Source organism: Streptomyces sp. NBC_00096, assembly GCF_045041305.1.
Classification (GTDB): domain Bacteria; phylum Actinomycetota; class Actinomycetes; order Streptomycetales; family Streptomycetaceae; genus Streptomyces.
This window is the reverse complement of the sequence record NZ_CP108221.1, coordinates 1205579-1220339: the sequence shown is the minus strand read 5'-3', so window position 1 is coordinate 1220339 and position 14761 is coordinate 1205579. Positions and strand designations below refer to the sequence as shown.

The window sequence follows — 14761 nt, the reverse complement described above, 5'->3', positions numbered from 1 at the left end:
CCTCATGGCCACCGATCTTGCCGGCCGCAGTTTCCTCAAGGAGCTCGACTTCACCGCCGACGAGTTCCGCGGCCTGATCGAGCTCGCCGCCGAACTCAAGGCGGCCAAGAAGGCCGGGACCGAGCGGCGCCGCCTCCAGGGCAAGAACATCGCCCTGATCTTCGAGAAGACCTCCACGCGCACCCGCTGCGCCTTCGAGGTCGCCGCCGCGGACCAGGGCGCCCACACCACGTACCTGGATCCCTCGGGCTCCCAGATGGGCCACAAGGAATCGGTCAGGGACACCGCGCGGGTGCTGGGCCGGATGTTCGACGGCATCGAGTACCGGGGCGACGCCCAGGACACCGTCGAGGAGCTCGCCGTCCACGCCGGCGTGCCCGTCTTCAACGGCCTCACCGACGACTGGCACCCCACCCAGATGCTGGCCGACGTGCTCACGATGACCGAGCACTGTGCCAAGCCGCTGGAGCGGATCGCCTTCGCCTACCTCGGCGACGCCCGTTTCAACATGGGCAACTCCTACCTGGTCACCGGCGCCCTGCTGGGCATGGACGTACGGATCGTCGCGCCGAAGCAGTACTGGCCGGCCGCGCCGGTGGTGGCCGCGGCGCGCGAGCTGGCACTGACCAGCGGCGCGCGGATCACCCTCACCGAGGAGGTCGCGGAGGGCGTCGGCCAGGCCGATTTCGTCCTGACCGACATCTGGGTGTCCATGGGGGAGCCCAAGGAGGTCTGGGACGAGCGGATCGCGGTCCTGGCCCCGTACGCCGTCACCATGGACGTGCTGCGCGCCACCGGGAACCCGGACGTGAAGTTCATGCACTGCCTGCCGGCCTTCCACGACCTCGGCACCAAGGTGGCGCGGGAGATCCACGAGCGGCACGGGCTGGAGTCGCTGGAGGTGACGGACGAGGTCTTCGAGTCCGCGCACTCCGTCGTCTTCGACGAGGCGGAGAACCGGCTGCACACCATCAAGGCCGTACTCGTCGCGATGCTCGCGGAGCCCGGCGCATAGTCATGCGGCCGACCGCCGGGCACGGCCCTAGAAGGCCGGCCGCGACGGCAGGGTGAACCAGACCGCCTTGCCGTGCGCGGTGGCGCGGTGGCCGCAGGCCGAGCTCAGGGTCCGGATCAGGAGCAGGCCGCGGCCGTGCTCCTGCCAGGGGTCGGGGTGGGCGTCGCCCGCGCGGGGGGCGGTGAGGTCGGCGGGGGGCTGCGGGTCGCCGTCGTGGACCTCGACCTGGCAGCCGTTCGCCAGCAGCTCCACGACGAGCTCGATCGGGGCGTCGCCGGGCGTGTGCTCGACGGCGTTGGCGACCAGCTCGGCGGTGAGCAGTTCGGCGGTGTCGCTGTCGGCCGGCGCCTCGATGTCGGCGAGCGCGGTGCGGACCAGGGCGCGGGCGATCGGTACGGCTGCTGTCGTGTGCGGCAGGGCGATCCGCCAGGCGGAGGCGTCGGGCAAGGCGGGACCGTCCGTTCCGTGGGGTCGAAGTGCGTGCGGCGGGGGAAATCCTGCTTTCAACGATACGAAGTGGAAATGTCCTGCCGTAGGGCACCCCGACGCGAGCGCAAGGGACGGTCGGCACCACCGGCTCGGGACCTTCGGGGTGTGTGGCGCGCCCGGCCCGCAGCCGACATTCATTTATCGCGCTTCCATGACGATGGTCACGATCCGGTGATACCTTCGGGAGGGTGAGCCCCTTCCTTGGTTCCGCATCAGCGACCGAACGCTGGCGCCACCTGCGGGTGGACCTGCGCGACGACGTCGCCACCGTCACCCTCGACCGCCCCGAGAAGCTCAACGCGCTCACCTTCGGCGCCTACGCCGACCTGCGCGACCTCCTCGCCGAACTGTCCAGGGAGCGTTCCGTGCGCGCCCTCGTGCTCGGCGGCGAGGGGCGCGGCTTCTGCTCCGGCGGCGACGTCGACGAGATCATCGGCGCCACCCTCGCCATGGACACCGCCCAGCTCCTCGACTTCAACCGGATGACCGGCCAGGTGGTGCGCGCCCTGCGCGAATGCCCCTTCCCGGTGATCGCCGCCGTCCACGGGGTCGCCGCCGGAGCCGGGGCCGTCATCGCGCTGGCCGCCGACTTCCGCATCGCCGACCCCACCGCCCGCTTCGCCTTCCTCTTCACCCGGGTCGGCCTCTCCGGCGGGGACATGGGCGCCGCCTACCTGCTGCCCCGGGTCGTCGGGCTCGGCCACGCCACCCGGCTGCTGATGCTGGGGGAGCAGGTCAGGGCGCCGGAGGCCGAGCGGATCGGGCTGCTGAGCGAGGTCACCGAGGAGGGCAAGGCCGCGGCGCGGGCCGCCGAACTGGCCGCGCACCTCGCCGCCGGGCCCGCCCTGGCGTACGCGCAGACCAAGGCGCTGCTGACCGCCGAGCTGGACATGCCGCTCTCCGCCTCGGTGGAGCTCGACGCGAACACGCAGGCGCTGCTGATGAACGGCGAGGACTACCGGGAGTTCCACGCGGCCTTCACCGGGAAGCGGCCGCCCGAGTGGAAGGGCAGGTAGCCCCGTGGCGGGTGCGGGTGCGGGTGCGGGTGCAGGTGCAGGTGCCGGTTCTGGTGGGATGAGCGTGGCCGTAGTCGGCGGGGGGCCGGGCGGACTGTACGCCGCCGCGCTGCTGGCCCGGCAGGGGCACGCGGTGGAGGTCTGGGAGAAGAACGCCCCCGACGACACCTTCGGCTTCGGGGTGGTCCTCTCCGACGAGACGCTCGGCGGCATCGAAGCGGCCGACGCCGTGGTCTACGCGGCCCTGAGCGCGGAATTCGTCCGCTGGGACGACATCGACGTCGTGCACCGGGGCCGCCCGCTGACCTCCGGCGGCCACGGATTCGCCGCCCTGGGCCGGCGCAGGCTGCTGGAGATCCTGCACGAGCGCTGCGCCGGTCTGGGGGTCCGGCTCCGCTTCCGCTCCCGTGCGCCCGAGCCCGGCGAGCTCGCGGCCTCGTACGACCTCGTGGTCGCGGCGGACGGGGTGCACAGCCGGATCCGGGAGGACGGGGCCGCGCACTACCGGCCCACCGTGACGGGCGGGCGGTGCCGCTACATCTGGCTGGCCGCCGACTTCGCCTTCGAGGCCTTCCGCTTCGAGATCGCGGAGACCGAGTACGGGGTGATGCAGCTGCACGCGTACCCGTATTCGGCGGACTCCTCGACCGTGATCGTCGAGATGCGCGAAGAGGTCTGGCGGTCGGCCGGCTTCGACCTCTGCGACGAGGAGGAATCGGCGGCCCGCTGCGCGAAGGTCTTCGGCGAGGCGCTGCGGGGACGCCCGCTGCGCGGGAACGGTTCGGCGTGGACGACGTTCCGTACGGTCGTCAACGAGCGCTGGTCGCACGGCAACGTGGTGCTGATCGGCGACGCGGCGCACACCGCGCACTTCTCCATCGGCTCCGGCACCAAGCTGGCGGTGGAGGACGCGCTCGCCCTGGCGCGGGCGGTGGAGTCGCAGGCGGACGTTCCGGCCGCGCTGGCCGCCTACGAGGCCGCGCGGCGTCCGGCGGTGGCCTCCACCCAGCGGGCGGCGGCCGCCAGCATGCGGTGGTTCGAGGAGGTCGCCGGGTACGTCGATCAGCCGGCCCGGCAGTTCGCCTTCAACCTGCTCACGCGCAGCCTGCGGGTCACCCACGGCAACCTCCGGCTGCGCGATCCGCGCTTCACCCGGGCGGTGGAGCACGAGTTCGGCTGCCCCGAGGAGGGCCCGGACGGGGCGGGAACCCCGCCGATGTTCACGCCGTTCACCCTGCGGGGACTGACGCTGCGCAACCGGGTCGTGGTCTCACCGATGGACATGTACTCGGCGAGTGGGGCTTCGGCAGGTGGGGCTTCGGCAGGTGGGGCTTCGGCGAGTGGGGATTCCGCGAGCGGGGGTGTCCCGGCGAGCGGCGGCGAAGGCGTGCCGGGTGACTTCCACCTGGTCCACCTCGGGGCGCGGGCGCTGGGCGGGGCCGCCCTGGTGATGACGGAGATGGTCTGCGTCAGCGCCGAGGGCCGGATCACCCCGGGCTGCACGGGGCTGTACACCGCGGAGCAGGCCGCCGCCTGGGCGCGCATCGCCGACTTCGTGCACACCTCCGCGCCCGGAACCGCCCTGGGCGTCCAGCTCGGCCACTCCGGCCGCAAGGGCTCGACCCGGGTCATGTGGGAGGGCATGGACGCCCCGCTGCCCGACGGGAACTGGCCGCTGGTGGCCGCCTCCGCGCTGCCGTACCGGCCCGGGGTCTCGGCCGTGCCCCGCGCCCTGACCGCCGCCGACCTCGCCGCCGTCCGCTCCGACTTCGCGGCCGCCGCCGTCCGGGCCGCCGACAGCGGCTTCGACCTGCTGGAACTGCACTGCGCGCACGGCTACCTGCTCTCGGGCTTCCTCTCCCCGCTGACCAACCACCGCACCGACGCCTACGGCGGCCCGCTGGAGAACCGGCTCCGCTTCCCGCTGGAGGTCTTCGACTCGGTCCGCGCGGTGTGGCCCGCGGACCGGCCGATGACGGTCCGGCTCTCGGCCACCGACTGGGCGCCCGGCGGGACCTCGCCCGAGGACGCCGTGGCCATCGCCGGGGCCTTCGCGGCCCACGGGGCGGACGCCATCGACGTCTCGACGGGCCAGGTGGTGGCGGAGGAGTCCCCCGAGTACGGGCGGGCGTACCAGACCCCGTACGCCGACCGGATCCGCGGCGCCGTGGGCGTCCCGGTCATCGCGGTCGGCGCGATCTCCTCCTGGGACGACGTCAACTCCCTGCTCCTGGCGGGCCGGGCGGACCTCTGCGCACTCGGCCGCCCCCACCTCTACGACCCGCACTGGACCCTCCACGCGGCAGCCGACCAGTCCTACACGGGCCCGGCCGCGCCCTGGCCCTCCCCCTACCTGGCAGGCAGCCGCAAACCGCCGACGGGGCGGGGGTAGGGCCCGGGGCGCTCAGGTCGCGACCAGCTCCACGCGGTCCTCGACCGGGGTGTAGCCCAGGCGCCGGTAGACGCCGTTGCTGGTGGGGTTCGCCAGGTCCGTGAAGAGCAGCACCTCCTGCGCCCCGGCCGCGCGGGCCGCCCCGGTCGCCGCGTGCGTGATCCCGGCGGCGTAGCCGCGGCCGCGGAGGGCGGGCGGGGTGTAGACCGGGCCGATCCGGGTCACCGCACCGACCGGGCGGAAGAACCCGGCCAGCGAGACCGGGACCCCGGCGTCCTCCCAGAGCAGCATGCCCCCGTACGAGATCCGGTCGAGCAGGGCCGTTTCGGAGGCGGCTCCGCCCTCTCCGGACTCCTGCTTGAAGGCGGTCACCCACTCCAGCAGCAGCGGCAGGTCGTCCCGGGTGGCGGGCCGGGCCCGCCCGGCCGGGGCGGGATCCGGGGCGATGAGCCCGGCGAGCCGGTAGAGGCGGTTCTCCTCGGCGACCTCGGTGGGCCTCCCCCAGGCCGCGCCCAGCACCCGCGCGTCCTCGCGGCGGGCGTCCAGCGCGTCGACCCCGGCCAGCAGGGGCTCGGAGGCGAGCGCGGCCCCCAGCTCCCGGACCGCCTCGGCGGGCAGCGCGCCGATCAGCAGCGGGTGCGGCGGGGTGCACAGCAGGGCGCCCGCGACGGTCGCGCCGTCACCGGTCCACCAGCCGAAGAGGGGATCCGCGGAACCGAAGGCGTCCGGGCCCTGCCGCTCCAGGGCGTCGATCACGGTCAGCAGCGAGGTGTTGGCGACGGGCTCGGCGGCGATGGCCGAACGCGCCGCGGCCAGATAGGCCGCGAGGTCGGCGGTGAAGGTCCAGGTCATGGGCCATGGTCACCCGCGCCCGGCCGGCGACGCAGCCCGTTTTCCGCCACGGTCCGGGCCGCGCCCGCCCGGATCCCGCCCTACGGCTCCACGGACCGCGCTCCACGGACCGCGCTCCACGGGTCCGCGAACCCCGCCCTACGGTTCCACGAACCCCGCCCCGATGTCCCGCAGCCGGTCGTGGAGCTCGGCGAAGACCGCTGCCGAGCGGTCGCCCGGCCAGTCCGCCGGGAGCAGTCCGCGAGGCAGGCCCGGATCGGCGTACGGGAGCCGGCGCCAGGTGTCCAGGGCGAGCAGGTAGCCCCGGTAGGCGGCCTCCGGGGTGGGGGCCGGACCCGTCTGCAGGGCGCGCAGGGCCGGCTCGTGCAGGTCGAGGAACTCCTCGTGCTGTTTGGCCAGCGCCGCCAGGTCCCACCAGCGGGCCACCGACTCCGCCGTCGCGGCGAAGCCGAGGTGGGCGCCGCGGAAGAGCTCCACGTACGCCGTCAGGTGCAGCCGGTCCAGGGTGCGCCGGGTCTCCCCGTGCAGGTGCGCCGGGGCGATCCACACGCCCGGGGCCACCGTGCCGAAGCCGAGCCGGGCGAGCCGGGAGCGCAGCAGGTGCCGCTTGGCGCGCTCCTGCTCCGGTACGGAGAAGACGGCAAGCAGCCACTCCTGCGACTCGGGCGGGCGCGGGGGCCCGTAGATCCGGCCGTCGCCGTCCTCCAGGAGCCGGCGCGCCTCCTCCGAGAGCTCGTACGCCGCCGAGCGGTCCCCGGCCCGCGCGGGCAGCAGGAAGCCGCGCCGCTTCAGCCGGGACACCGACGAGCGGACCGACGGGGCGTCCACGCCGGCCGCGCCCAGCAGGCGGACCAGTGCGGACACCGGGACCGGGCCCCGGAAGGCCCGCCCGTAGGCACCGTAGAACGTGACGATCAGGGATCGCGGGGTGTGCAGCTCGACCACGGGTTCACTCTAGATCGTGTTCTCCCCCCGGCCCCGGTCGTCCGGTTCCCGGTCGCGCAGCCGGAAGCGCTGCAGCTTGCCCGTGGCCGTGCGGGGGAGCTCGGGCAGGAAGACGAAGGCGCGCGGGCACTTGTGCGGGGCGAGCTCGCCCCGCATGAAGGTGCGCAGGTCGTCCTCGGTGAGGACCACGCCCTCCCGGAGGACCGTGTACGCGACCACGACCTGTCCGCGCCGGTCGTCGGGGCGGCCGACCACCGCCACCTCCATCACGTCGGGGTGGCGCAGCAGGGCCTCCTCGACCTCCGGGCCCGCGATGTTGTAACCCGCCGAGATGATCATGTCGTCGGCCCGGGCCACGTACCGGAAATAGCCCTCCGCGTCGCGGACGTAGGTGTCGCCCGTGACGTTCCAGCCGTCCCGTACGTACTCGCCCTGCCGAGGGTCCGCCAGGTAGCGGCAGCCCACCGGCCCCCGTACGGCCAGCAGCCCCGGCACCCCGTCCGCGACCGGCAGCCCCGACCCGTCCACCACCCGGGCCTGCCAGCCCGGCACCACGCGGCCCGTCGTGCCGGGCCGGATGTCCCCGTCGGCCGCCGAGATGAAGATGTGCAGCAGCTCGGTCGCGCCGATCCCGTTGATGATCCGCAGGCCCGTGCGCTCGTACCAGGCCTGCCAGGTGGCGGCCGGCAGGTTCTCGCCCGCCGAAACGCAGCGGCGCAGCGCGGAGAGGTCGTAGGCGCCGGTGTCGTACGGGCCCAGCGTGTCCAGCATCGACCGGTACGCGGTGGGCGCCGTGAACAGCACCGACACACGGTGCTCGGCCAGCGCGGGCAGCAGCCGGCGCGGGGACCCGTCCGCCAGCAGCAGCGCCGAGGCGCCGGCCCGCAGCGGGAACACCACCAGCCCGCCGAGACCGAAGGTGAAACCGAGCGGCGGACTGCCCGCGAAGACGTCCTCGGGGCGGGGCCGCAGCACCTCCCGGGAGAAGGTGTCGGCGACCGCGAGGAGATCGCGGTGGAAGTGCATGCAGCCCTTGGGCCGTCCGGTGGTGCCCGAGGTGAAGGCGATCAGCGCCACGTCGTCGGCGGAGGTCTCGACCGCCGGGAAGGGCTCCGGGTGCGCCTCGGCCAACCGCAGCAGGTCGTCCGGGGCCCCGCCGCCGTACGCGGTGATCCGCAGACCCGGCACTTGGGCCTTCACCAGGTCGTCCACCACCTCCGCGTGGCACAGGGCATGGCTCACCCGGGCCATCGAGCACACCGTGGCCAGCTCCTGGGCGCGCTGCTGGGCCAGTACGGTGACGGCCACCGCCCCCGCCTTCATCACCGCCAGCCAGCACGCGGCGAGCCAGGGGCCGGTGGGGCCGCGCAGGAGCACGCGGTTGCCGGGGACGACGCCGAGGTCGGCGGTGAGGACGTGCGCGAGCCGGTCCACGCGGGCGTGCAGCTCCCCGTACGTCCACACCGTGCCGTCCGCGCCCCGGAAGGCGGGACGGGCGGGACCCAGGCGGTCGATGGTGGCGTCGAGCAGCTCCACGCCGCAGTTGAGCCGGTCGGGATAGGCCAGCCCGGGGAGTTCGAAGAGGAGCTGCGGCCAGGCGTGCGCGGGCGGCAGGTGGTCGCGCGCGAAGGTGTCTCGGTGAGCGGAAGGCTTGAGCTCCAAGGCGGGTTCGCCCCCTTGCGACGGTCCGTGCCCCGGGTGGGGGCCGGACCCTCCGAATGGACTGTGCGGAATTGGTGGAGCCTGCCGTGCGGACGCAGCACGAGCGTATCGTCATGGTGACGGCAGTCAACAGGACGCGATAGAGGCTGGGGCATTCGGATGACCGGATTCGCGGGATCCGCAGGATTCGCGCTCGGGGCGGACCAGGAGGAGTGGTGCGCACGTCTGCGCGCCCTGGCGGCGGGGCGGCTGCGGCCGCTGGCCGAGAAGGGGGAGCCGGGCCGGGTCAACCGGCCGCTGCTGGCCGCATTGGGCGAAGAGGGTCTGCTGGAGCGGCTGTTCACCTCGGGCGCGCTGGAGCTGTGCCTGCTGCGCGAATCCCTCGCCTACGGCTGTACGGAGGCCGAGACCGCCCTCGCCCTCCAGGGGCTGGGCGCGCACCCGGTCCTGCGGTCGGGCAGTGACCGCCAGCGCGAGCGCTGGCTGCCGGGCGTACGGGCCGGGCGTACGGTGGCGGCCTTCGCGCTGAGCGAGCCGGGGGCCGGGTCCGACGCGGGGGCGCTCGCCCTCGAGGCCCGGCCCGAGCCCGGGGGCGGCTCCGGGGGCGCCTCCGGTGGCGGTGGCTGGCGGCTCAGCGGCGAGAAGTGCTGGATCTCCAACGCGCCCGAGGCCGATTTCTACACCGTCTTCGCCCGCACCGGCGAGGGCCCGGGAGCCAGGGGCATCAGCGCCTTCCTGGTCCCGGCGGACCGGCCGGGCCTCTCGGGGGAGGCCCTCGACATGCTCTCCCCGCACCCGATCGGCTCGCTGGCCTTCGACGGGGTCCCGGTCGGCCCGGACGATCTGCTCGGGGAGCCGGGCCGGGGCTTCAAGGTGGCCATGGACACCCTGAACCTCTTCCGGCCCAGCGTGGGCGCCTTCGCCGTCGGGATGGCCAGGGCCGCCCTGGACGCGACGGTGGCGCACACGGCTGCCCGTACCGCCTTCGGCGGGGTGTTGGGCGACCTCCAGGCCGTCGCCCACCGGGTGGCCGAGATGGCCACCCGGACCGAGGCCGCACGACTGCTCGTGTACGCGGCGGCGGGGGCCTACGACGCGGACGCGGGCTCGGCGCAGGTGCCGCGGCGGGCGGCCATGGCGAAACTGCTGGCCACGGAGACGGCCCAGTACGTCGTCGACCACGCGGTACAGCTGCACGGGGCGGTCGCCCTGCGCCGGGGCCACCTGCTGGAACACCTCTACCGGGAGGTGCGGGCCCCGCGGATCTACGAGGGGGCGAGCGAGGTGCAGCGCACGATCATCGCGAAGGAGCTCTACCGGGAGGTGCGGGAAGCATGAGTCTGGAGCGGATCAATCCGCAGGAGCTGTCCCCGGCGACGGGGTTCTCGCACGCCGTCGTCGCGAGCGGGGGCCGGCTGGTGTTCCTGGCCGGGCAGACGGCGCTCGACGGTGCCGGGAAGGTGGTGGGGGAGACGCTGCCGGGGCAGTTCGAGCGGGCGCTCGGGAACCTGCTGGCGGCGCTGGCGGAGGCGGGTGGCTCCCCGGCGGATCTGGCGCGGGTCACCGTCTACGCCGTGGACGTGGCGGACTACCGGGCCTGCGCTCCCGAACTGGGCCGGATCTGGCGTCGGTTGGCGGGGCGCGAGTACCCGGCGATGGCGGTCGTGGGGGTGGTCCGGCTGTGGGACGAGGCGGCGCTGGTCGAGATGGACGGGCTGGCGGTGCTGCCGTAGGCCGGTGCCCATTTTTCCCTTTGTGCTGGTGGGAGTGGGTGCCTTTGACAGTCGGCAGGGGAGGGGGGAGGGTGGAAATACCTCAAAAGCGGAGAAATCCACCCTTCATCCTCGGAGGTGTATGACAATGCGCCGTGGGTTCGTTGCGGCAGCGGTGGCAGGGGCCGCCGGGATCACGCTCGGTCTGATGCCCGTCAGCAGTGCCTTCGCCTCGGGTCTGCCGCAGACACAGCCGCAGACACACTGGTGTTCCGACTGGCGTGGTGACAATTCGCGTGGGAGCGACTGGTGGCGCAACTGCTGCGAGTCCTGGCGCGGCAACGACCGTCCCAGCTGGTGCTGGGACAACAGCAACTGGGACAACAGCAACTGGAACAACGACAGTTGGAACAGCAATTGGAACAACCGCGACAACTGGAACAACGACGGCCGACACGACGGCAGTTGGAACAACCACGACAACTGGAACAACCACGACAACTGGAACAACGGCAGTTGGAACAACGGCAACGGCAACTGGAACCGCTGACTGCTGACCGCGGACATGTGTGTGGCCCCGGCGCGGCATCCGCGCCGGGGCCCGCTGCCGACCGGGCCCGGCCGGACCCGGCGGGGACGGCGGTCTGGGCGACCTAGCCCTCCAGCAGGTTCCCCATCCACTCCTCGATCCCCGCGACCGTGCGCGGCAGCGCTCCCGACATCAGCCGGGCGCCCCCGGCCGTGATCACCAGGTCGTCCTCGACGCGGACGCCGATGCCGCGCAGCTCGGGCGGCAGGGTCTCGTCGTCGGGCTGGAGGTAGAGCCCCGGCTCCACGGTGAGGACCTGGCCCTCCTCCAGGACCCCGTCCAGGTACGCGTCCGCCCGCGCCTTCGCGCAGTCGTGGACGTCCAGCCCGAGCATGTGCCCGCTGCTGCACAGGGTGTAGCGCCGGTGCAGGTCGCCCTCCGCGTTCTTGAGCACCCCCCACTCCGCGAGCCCCTCGGCGATCACCCGCATCCCGGCCCGGTGGAAGTCGCGGAAGCTCGCGCCCGGCCGCAGCGCCGCGATGCCCGCGTCCTGGGCGGCCAGGACCAGCTCGTACACCTGCCGCTGGACGGGGGAGAAGCGGCCCGACAGCGGGAGGGTGCGGGTGACGTCGGCCGTGTAGAGGCTGTCGGTCTCCACGCCCGCGTCCAGCAGGAGCAGATCGCCCGCGTTCAGCCGGCCGTCGTTGCGGATCCAGTGCAGTACGCACGCGTGCGCGCCCGACGCGGCGATCGTCTCGTACCCGGTGCCGTTGCCCTCCGCGCGGGCGCGGCGGTTGAAGACCCCCTCGATCCACCGCTCGCCGCGCGGGTGGGTCAGGGCGCGCGGGAGGTCCCGTACGACGTCCTCGAAACCGGCGGTGGTGTGGTCGACGGCCAGCTGCAGCTGGGCCACCTCCCAGGCGTCCTTGACCAGGCGCAGCTCGGAGAGGGCGGCGGCCAGCTCCGTGTCCGTGGAGGCGTCGCGCCCCGACGGGGAGCCCAGCTCGTCCAGGTGGGCGCAGCGGATGCCGGAGAGCCGCTCGGCCTCCGCGAGGTCGGGGCGGCGACCGACCCAGAACTCCCCGTAGCGGCGGTCCCGGTAGAACTCCTCGTTGCCGCCCGCGCGCGGTGAGCGGGGGCGCAGGTAGAGGACGGCCTCGTGCCCGTGCGGGCCGGCGGGCTCCAGCACCAGGACGTGGCCCACCTGGTCCTCACCGGTGAGCCCGGTCAGCCAGGCGTACGCGCTGTGCGGCCGGAAGCGGTGGTCGCAGTCGTGGCTGCGCACCTTCAGCTCGCCGGCCGGGATGATCAGCCGCTCCCCGGGGAAGCGGGCGGAGAGGCGTTCGCGGCGGGCCGGGGTGACGGCGTGCGCCGGGATGCGGGCGGCTTCCGGGAGGGGCGAAGCCGCCCAGTTCGACGCCATGAAGCGGGACAGCTCCGCGGACACCGGCAGGTCGTGGCTGCCGATGTTGAGCCCGGTGGTGGGGCGGGAGGGGGTGTCGGTCACAGGGGCTCCCTCAAGAAGATGCGAACTGGTGGGCGCACAGGTCTTGTCAGTGCAATTTCACATTACTATGTTACAGCTCACACCGCGGCACATTAATCCCCGTCAAACGCCGCGTGACGCAGGGCAGTTCAAACCAGGGCAGTTCCGCACTTTCCCCCACCGCCCCTCCCAACCAGGAGTTCTTGGTGTCCCAGCACAGAGTTGTGCGCACATCCCTCCTCTCCGCCGCCGTCGCGGTCACCCTCCTCGCCACCGCGGGCCAGGCCGTGACCCAGGCCGCCGAGACCGGCGTCCGCGCCAACGCCCAGGGCTCGACCGCCTCCGGCACCTTCACCGGAGGCGCCCCGGGCGCCGAGGCCGGCGCGAACCCCTTCGACGAGGTCGAGCACCTCGCCGACGCGCAGAAGGCGGCCCCCGTGCCCGCCCCGGCCCCGGGCGGCCCGGCCGTGAGCGACGGGAAGGCCACGAACGACGGGAAGGCCCTCACCGACGGGAAGGCCCTCGCCGAAGGCAAGGTGCCCGGCGCCGTCACCAAGCCCGCCGCCGTGACCGCGGTGAAGAGCGGCAGGCTCGCCGCCTCCGCGACGAGCGCCGCCGGCGTCCCCTGCACCCTCGACGGGATCACCGGGCTCGCCCCGGAGCAGTTCGCCGACTTCCTCGCCGACCCGGCCGTCACCGCCGACGGCTGCCTGCGGGGCCTCATCTGGACCTGGGACGCCCGCCTGGCGCCCGTCATGTCCGACGCCCACGTACAGGCCGTCTCCCGCCGGATATCCGGCCTGGCCGCCACCCACGACGGCCGGAACTCCTCCCACCTGGAGGAGATGTTCACCTACCTGCACGCCGTGGTCTACCACGACTTCTCGCGCACCGAGATCGACGTCACCGACGCCCCGACCGTCGACGCGATGCGCCAGGCCGTCGCGGACTTCGGGGGCGCCGCCCGCACCTTCGACGCCACCGCCACCAACGCCCGCACCCTGCGCGAGGCGCTCTACGCGGCCAGTGCCCCCGGCCTGCGCCAGTACCAGCTCGGCCTGATCAAGAACGTCCTGGCCACCATGGACCCGTCGCACACCGCGACGAACCTGGACACCTCCTGGGCGGGCGCGGCCCTCGCCGCCCTCTCCGTCAACTACCTGGGCGTGTACAACCAGGACGCTGCCTTCCAGGCGGCGGCCGCCGGCGACGCCGCGTACCGCACCGTCTTCAAGAACTTCGCGACGTACTCCCACCTCAAGGGCACCGCCAACGCCTGGGTGGCGCGCGACGCGCTGGGCGAGTACGGCCGCTTCGGCCAGATCGCGAGCCTGCGGGACGGGGTCGTCGCCGACCTCGGCGCGCTGCTGGGCCCGGCCAGGTCCACCTTCGGCGACGGCAGCGAGCAGTGGGCGAAGGTCGTCTCCTGGCTCAACTACTACCAGGCGTGCAAGCAGTACGGGGTGTGCAAGGAGGACATCGAGAAGCAGCTCTTCCCGAACACCTACACCTACGACAACGGGGGAATCAAGGTCCGCACCGCCCTGGACCGGGCCACCGTCGACCAGCTCTACTACGCGAGCAAGCAGGTCAAGACGCAGTTCCACCGCGTGCTCGGCACCGACCAGCCGATCGCCGGGGACACCAACACCACGCTGAACATCGTGCTCTACGCCTCCCGCGCGGACTACGTGAACTACCACCCGATCCTCACCGGCTACGGCACCAACAACGGCGGCATCTACATCGAGAACGGCGCCACCTTCTACACCTACCAGCGCCGCGTCCCGCAGGACTCCTCGCTCACCCTCGAGGAGCTCTTCCGCCACGAGTACACGCACTACCTCAACGGCCGCTGGGCCGTCCCCGGCTCCTTCGGCCAGGGCGCCTGGTACCAGGGCGACCGTACGACCGCCATGGACGAGGGCACCGCCGAGTTCTTCGACGGGGCGACCCGCGACAACGGCATCGCCGTACGCAAGTCCCTGGTCAAGGGCATCATCAACGACACGGCCGGCGGCGGCCCGCGCATGTCGGTGGACCAGCTGCTGCACGCCACCTACGACGGCGACGGATTCCGCTTCTACAACTACGCGGGCACCTTCTTCGAGTTCATGTGGACCTCGCACCCCTCGAAGCTGCGGGAGATGTACGGCTACCTGCGCGCCGACGACCCGGCGGGCTTCGACGGCTGGCGCACCCGGATGGGCCAGGACGCGTACCTCCAGCGCGAGTACGACCGCTTCCTGGACGCCCAGATCGCCAAGGTGGACCAGCTGTACGTGCCGAACACCGCCTTCACCGCGAACGCGCAGCTGCGCGACGCGGCGCTCGCGGACGTGAAGTCCAGCTTCGCGACGGCCACGTACAACACCCCGGACTGCGTGGAGAACGGCGAGCCCGGGAAGCGCCGGTTCACCTGTACGGGCAAGATCACCGCCAACCTGAAGAGCTGGCGCAACGACGACCAGAACTTCAAGGACATGTCCGAGACGGTCGACTACTTCATCCTCGACCGGGCGGGTGCCGCCTCCAACAACCTGGCCGACATGAACTGTTCCTTCGGCCAGCTGGAGATCTGGACCAACCACAAGGCCGGGACCTCGAGTTACAGCTGTGAGGGTCCGCTGCGCAGCTGACCGGAGGCGGGCCGGTCCCGTCCC

12 protein-coding genes are annotated in these 14761 nt (G+C 73.0%); 7 read left to right on the top strand and 5 right to left on the bottom strand.

The annotated features are described in order from the left end of the window. Window positions 1–4: 4 nt before the first annotated feature. On the top strand, window positions 5–1015 hold the full coding sequence (argF, locus tag OG904_RS05240) for an ornithine carbamoyltransferase (RefSeq protein WP_405487863.1): 1011 nt from the start codon (window positions 5–7) through the stop codon (window positions 1013–1015). A 27-nt stretch (window positions 1016–1042) separates the two neighbouring features. Here argF and OG904_RS05235 read toward each other — a convergent pair whose 3' ends face one another. Continuing rightward, on the bottom strand, window positions 1043–1462 hold the full coding sequence (locus tag OG904_RS05235; RefSeq protein ID WP_405487861.1) for an ATP-binding protein: 420 nt from the start codon (window positions 1460–1462) through the stop codon (window positions 1043–1045). Between the two features lie 230 nt (window positions 1463–1692). Here OG904_RS05235 and OG904_RS05230 point away from each other — a divergent pair, with 230 nt between their 5' ends. Then, on the top strand, window positions 1693–2520 hold the full coding sequence (locus tag OG904_RS05230) for an enoyl-CoA hydratase family protein (RefSeq protein ID WP_405487859.1): 828 nt from the start codon (window positions 1693–1695) through the stop codon (window positions 2518–2520). A gap of 58 nt (window positions 2521–2578) precedes the next feature. Beyond that, window positions 2579–4912, top strand: coding sequence for an FAD-dependent monooxygenase (locus OG904_RS05225; protein WP_405487857.1), 2334 nt, complete (start codon window positions 2579–2581; stop codon window positions 4910–4912). A gap of 12 nt (window positions 4913–4924) precedes the next feature. Here the strand turns inward: OG904_RS05225 and OG904_RS05220 are convergent, their stop codons facing one another. From OG904_RS05220 to OG904_RS05210, 3 genes are all read right to left on the bottom strand, one after another. After that, window positions 4925–5764 carry a GNAT family N-acetyltransferase gene (locus tag OG904_RS05220; RefSeq protein ID WP_405487855.1) on the bottom strand — a complete coding sequence of 280 codons (840 nt, stop codon included), beginning with the start codon at window positions 5762–5764 and terminating at the stop codon, window positions 4925–4927. A 138-nt stretch (window positions 5765–5902) separates the two neighbouring features. After that, window positions 5903–6709 (bottom strand): PaaX family transcriptional regulator C-terminal domain-containing protein, encoded by an 807-nt coding sequence (locus tag OG904_RS05215; RefSeq protein WP_405487853.1) that lies wholly within the window; start codon window positions 6707–6709, stop codon window positions 5903–5905. A 9-nt stretch (window positions 6710–6718) separates the two neighbouring features. Then, window positions 6719–8371 (bottom strand): AMP-binding protein, encoded by a 1653-nt coding sequence (locus OG904_RS05210; RefSeq protein WP_405487851.1) that lies wholly within the window; start codon window positions 8369–8371, stop codon window positions 6719–6721. Window positions 8372–8530: 159 nt separating this feature from the next. Between OG904_RS05210 and OG904_RS05205 the strand changes: the two genes are divergently transcribed. The 3 genes from OG904_RS05205 (at window position 8531) to OG904_RS05195 (ending at window position 10633) form a co-directional block, all read left to right on the top strand. Next, on the top strand, window positions 8531–9709 hold the full coding sequence (locus OG904_RS05205; RefSeq protein ID WP_405487849.1) for an acyl-CoA dehydrogenase family protein: 1179 nt from the start codon (window positions 8531–8533) through the stop codon (window positions 9707–9709). Next, window positions 9706–10104 carry a RidA family protein gene (locus tag OG904_RS05200; protein ID WP_405487847.1) on the top strand — a complete coding sequence of 133 codons (399 nt, stop codon included), beginning with the start codon at window positions 9706–9708 and terminating at the stop codon, window positions 10102–10104. The genes OG904_RS05205 and OG904_RS05200 overlap by 4 nt, the downstream gene beginning before the upstream one ends. A gap of 187 nt (window positions 10105–10291) precedes the next feature. Continuing rightward, entirely contained in the window at window positions 10292–10633 is a 342-nt protein-coding gene (locus OG904_RS05195; protein WP_405487845.1) for a hypothetical protein, read from the top strand. A gap of 103 nt (window positions 10634–10736) precedes the next feature. Here OG904_RS05195 and OG904_RS05190 read toward each other — a convergent pair whose 3' ends face one another. Further along, window positions 10737–12119, bottom strand: a complete 1383-nt coding sequence (locus tag OG904_RS05190) for an aminopeptidase P family protein (protein ID WP_405487843.1) — start codon at window positions 12117–12119, stop codon at window positions 10737–10739. A 185-nt stretch (window positions 12120–12304) separates the two neighbouring features. Here OG904_RS05190 and OG904_RS05185 point away from each other — a divergent pair, with 185 nt between their 5' ends. Beyond that, window positions 12305–14737 carry a collagenase gene (locus OG904_RS05185; RefSeq protein ID WP_405487841.1) on the top strand — a complete coding sequence of 811 codons (2433 nt, stop codon included), beginning with the start codon at window positions 12305–12307 and terminating at the stop codon, window positions 14735–14737. The last annotated feature ends 24 nt before the right edge of the window (window positions 14738–14761 follow it).

What these genes read in the sequence shown, in the direction of transcription:
- OG904_RS05195 (WP_405487845.1), top strand. Translation starts at nt 10,292, where the DNA reads ATGCCCGTCAGCAGTGCCTTCGCCTCGGGTCTGCCGCAGACACAGCCG.
- OG904_RS05225 (WP_405487857.1), top strand. Translation starts at nt 2,579, where the DNA reads ATGAGCGTGGCCGTAGTCGGCGGGGGGCCGGGCGGACTGTACGCCGCC.
- argF (WP_405487863.1), top strand. Translation starts at nt 5, where the DNA reads ATGGCCACCGATCTTGCCGGCCGCAGTTTCCTCAAGGAGCTCGACTTC.
- OG904_RS05200 (WP_405487847.1), top strand. Translation starts at nt 9,706, where the DNA reads ATGAGTCTGGAGCGGATCAATCCGCAGGAGCTGTCCCCGGCGACGGGG.
- OG904_RS05220 (WP_405487855.1), bottom strand. Translation starts at nt 5,764, where the DNA reads ATGACCTGGACCTTCACCGCCGACCTCGCGGCCTATCTGGCCGCGGCG.
- OG904_RS05205 (WP_405487849.1), top strand. Translation starts at nt 8,531, where the DNA reads ATGACCGGATTCGCGGGATCCGCAGGATTCGCGCTCGGGGCGGACCAG.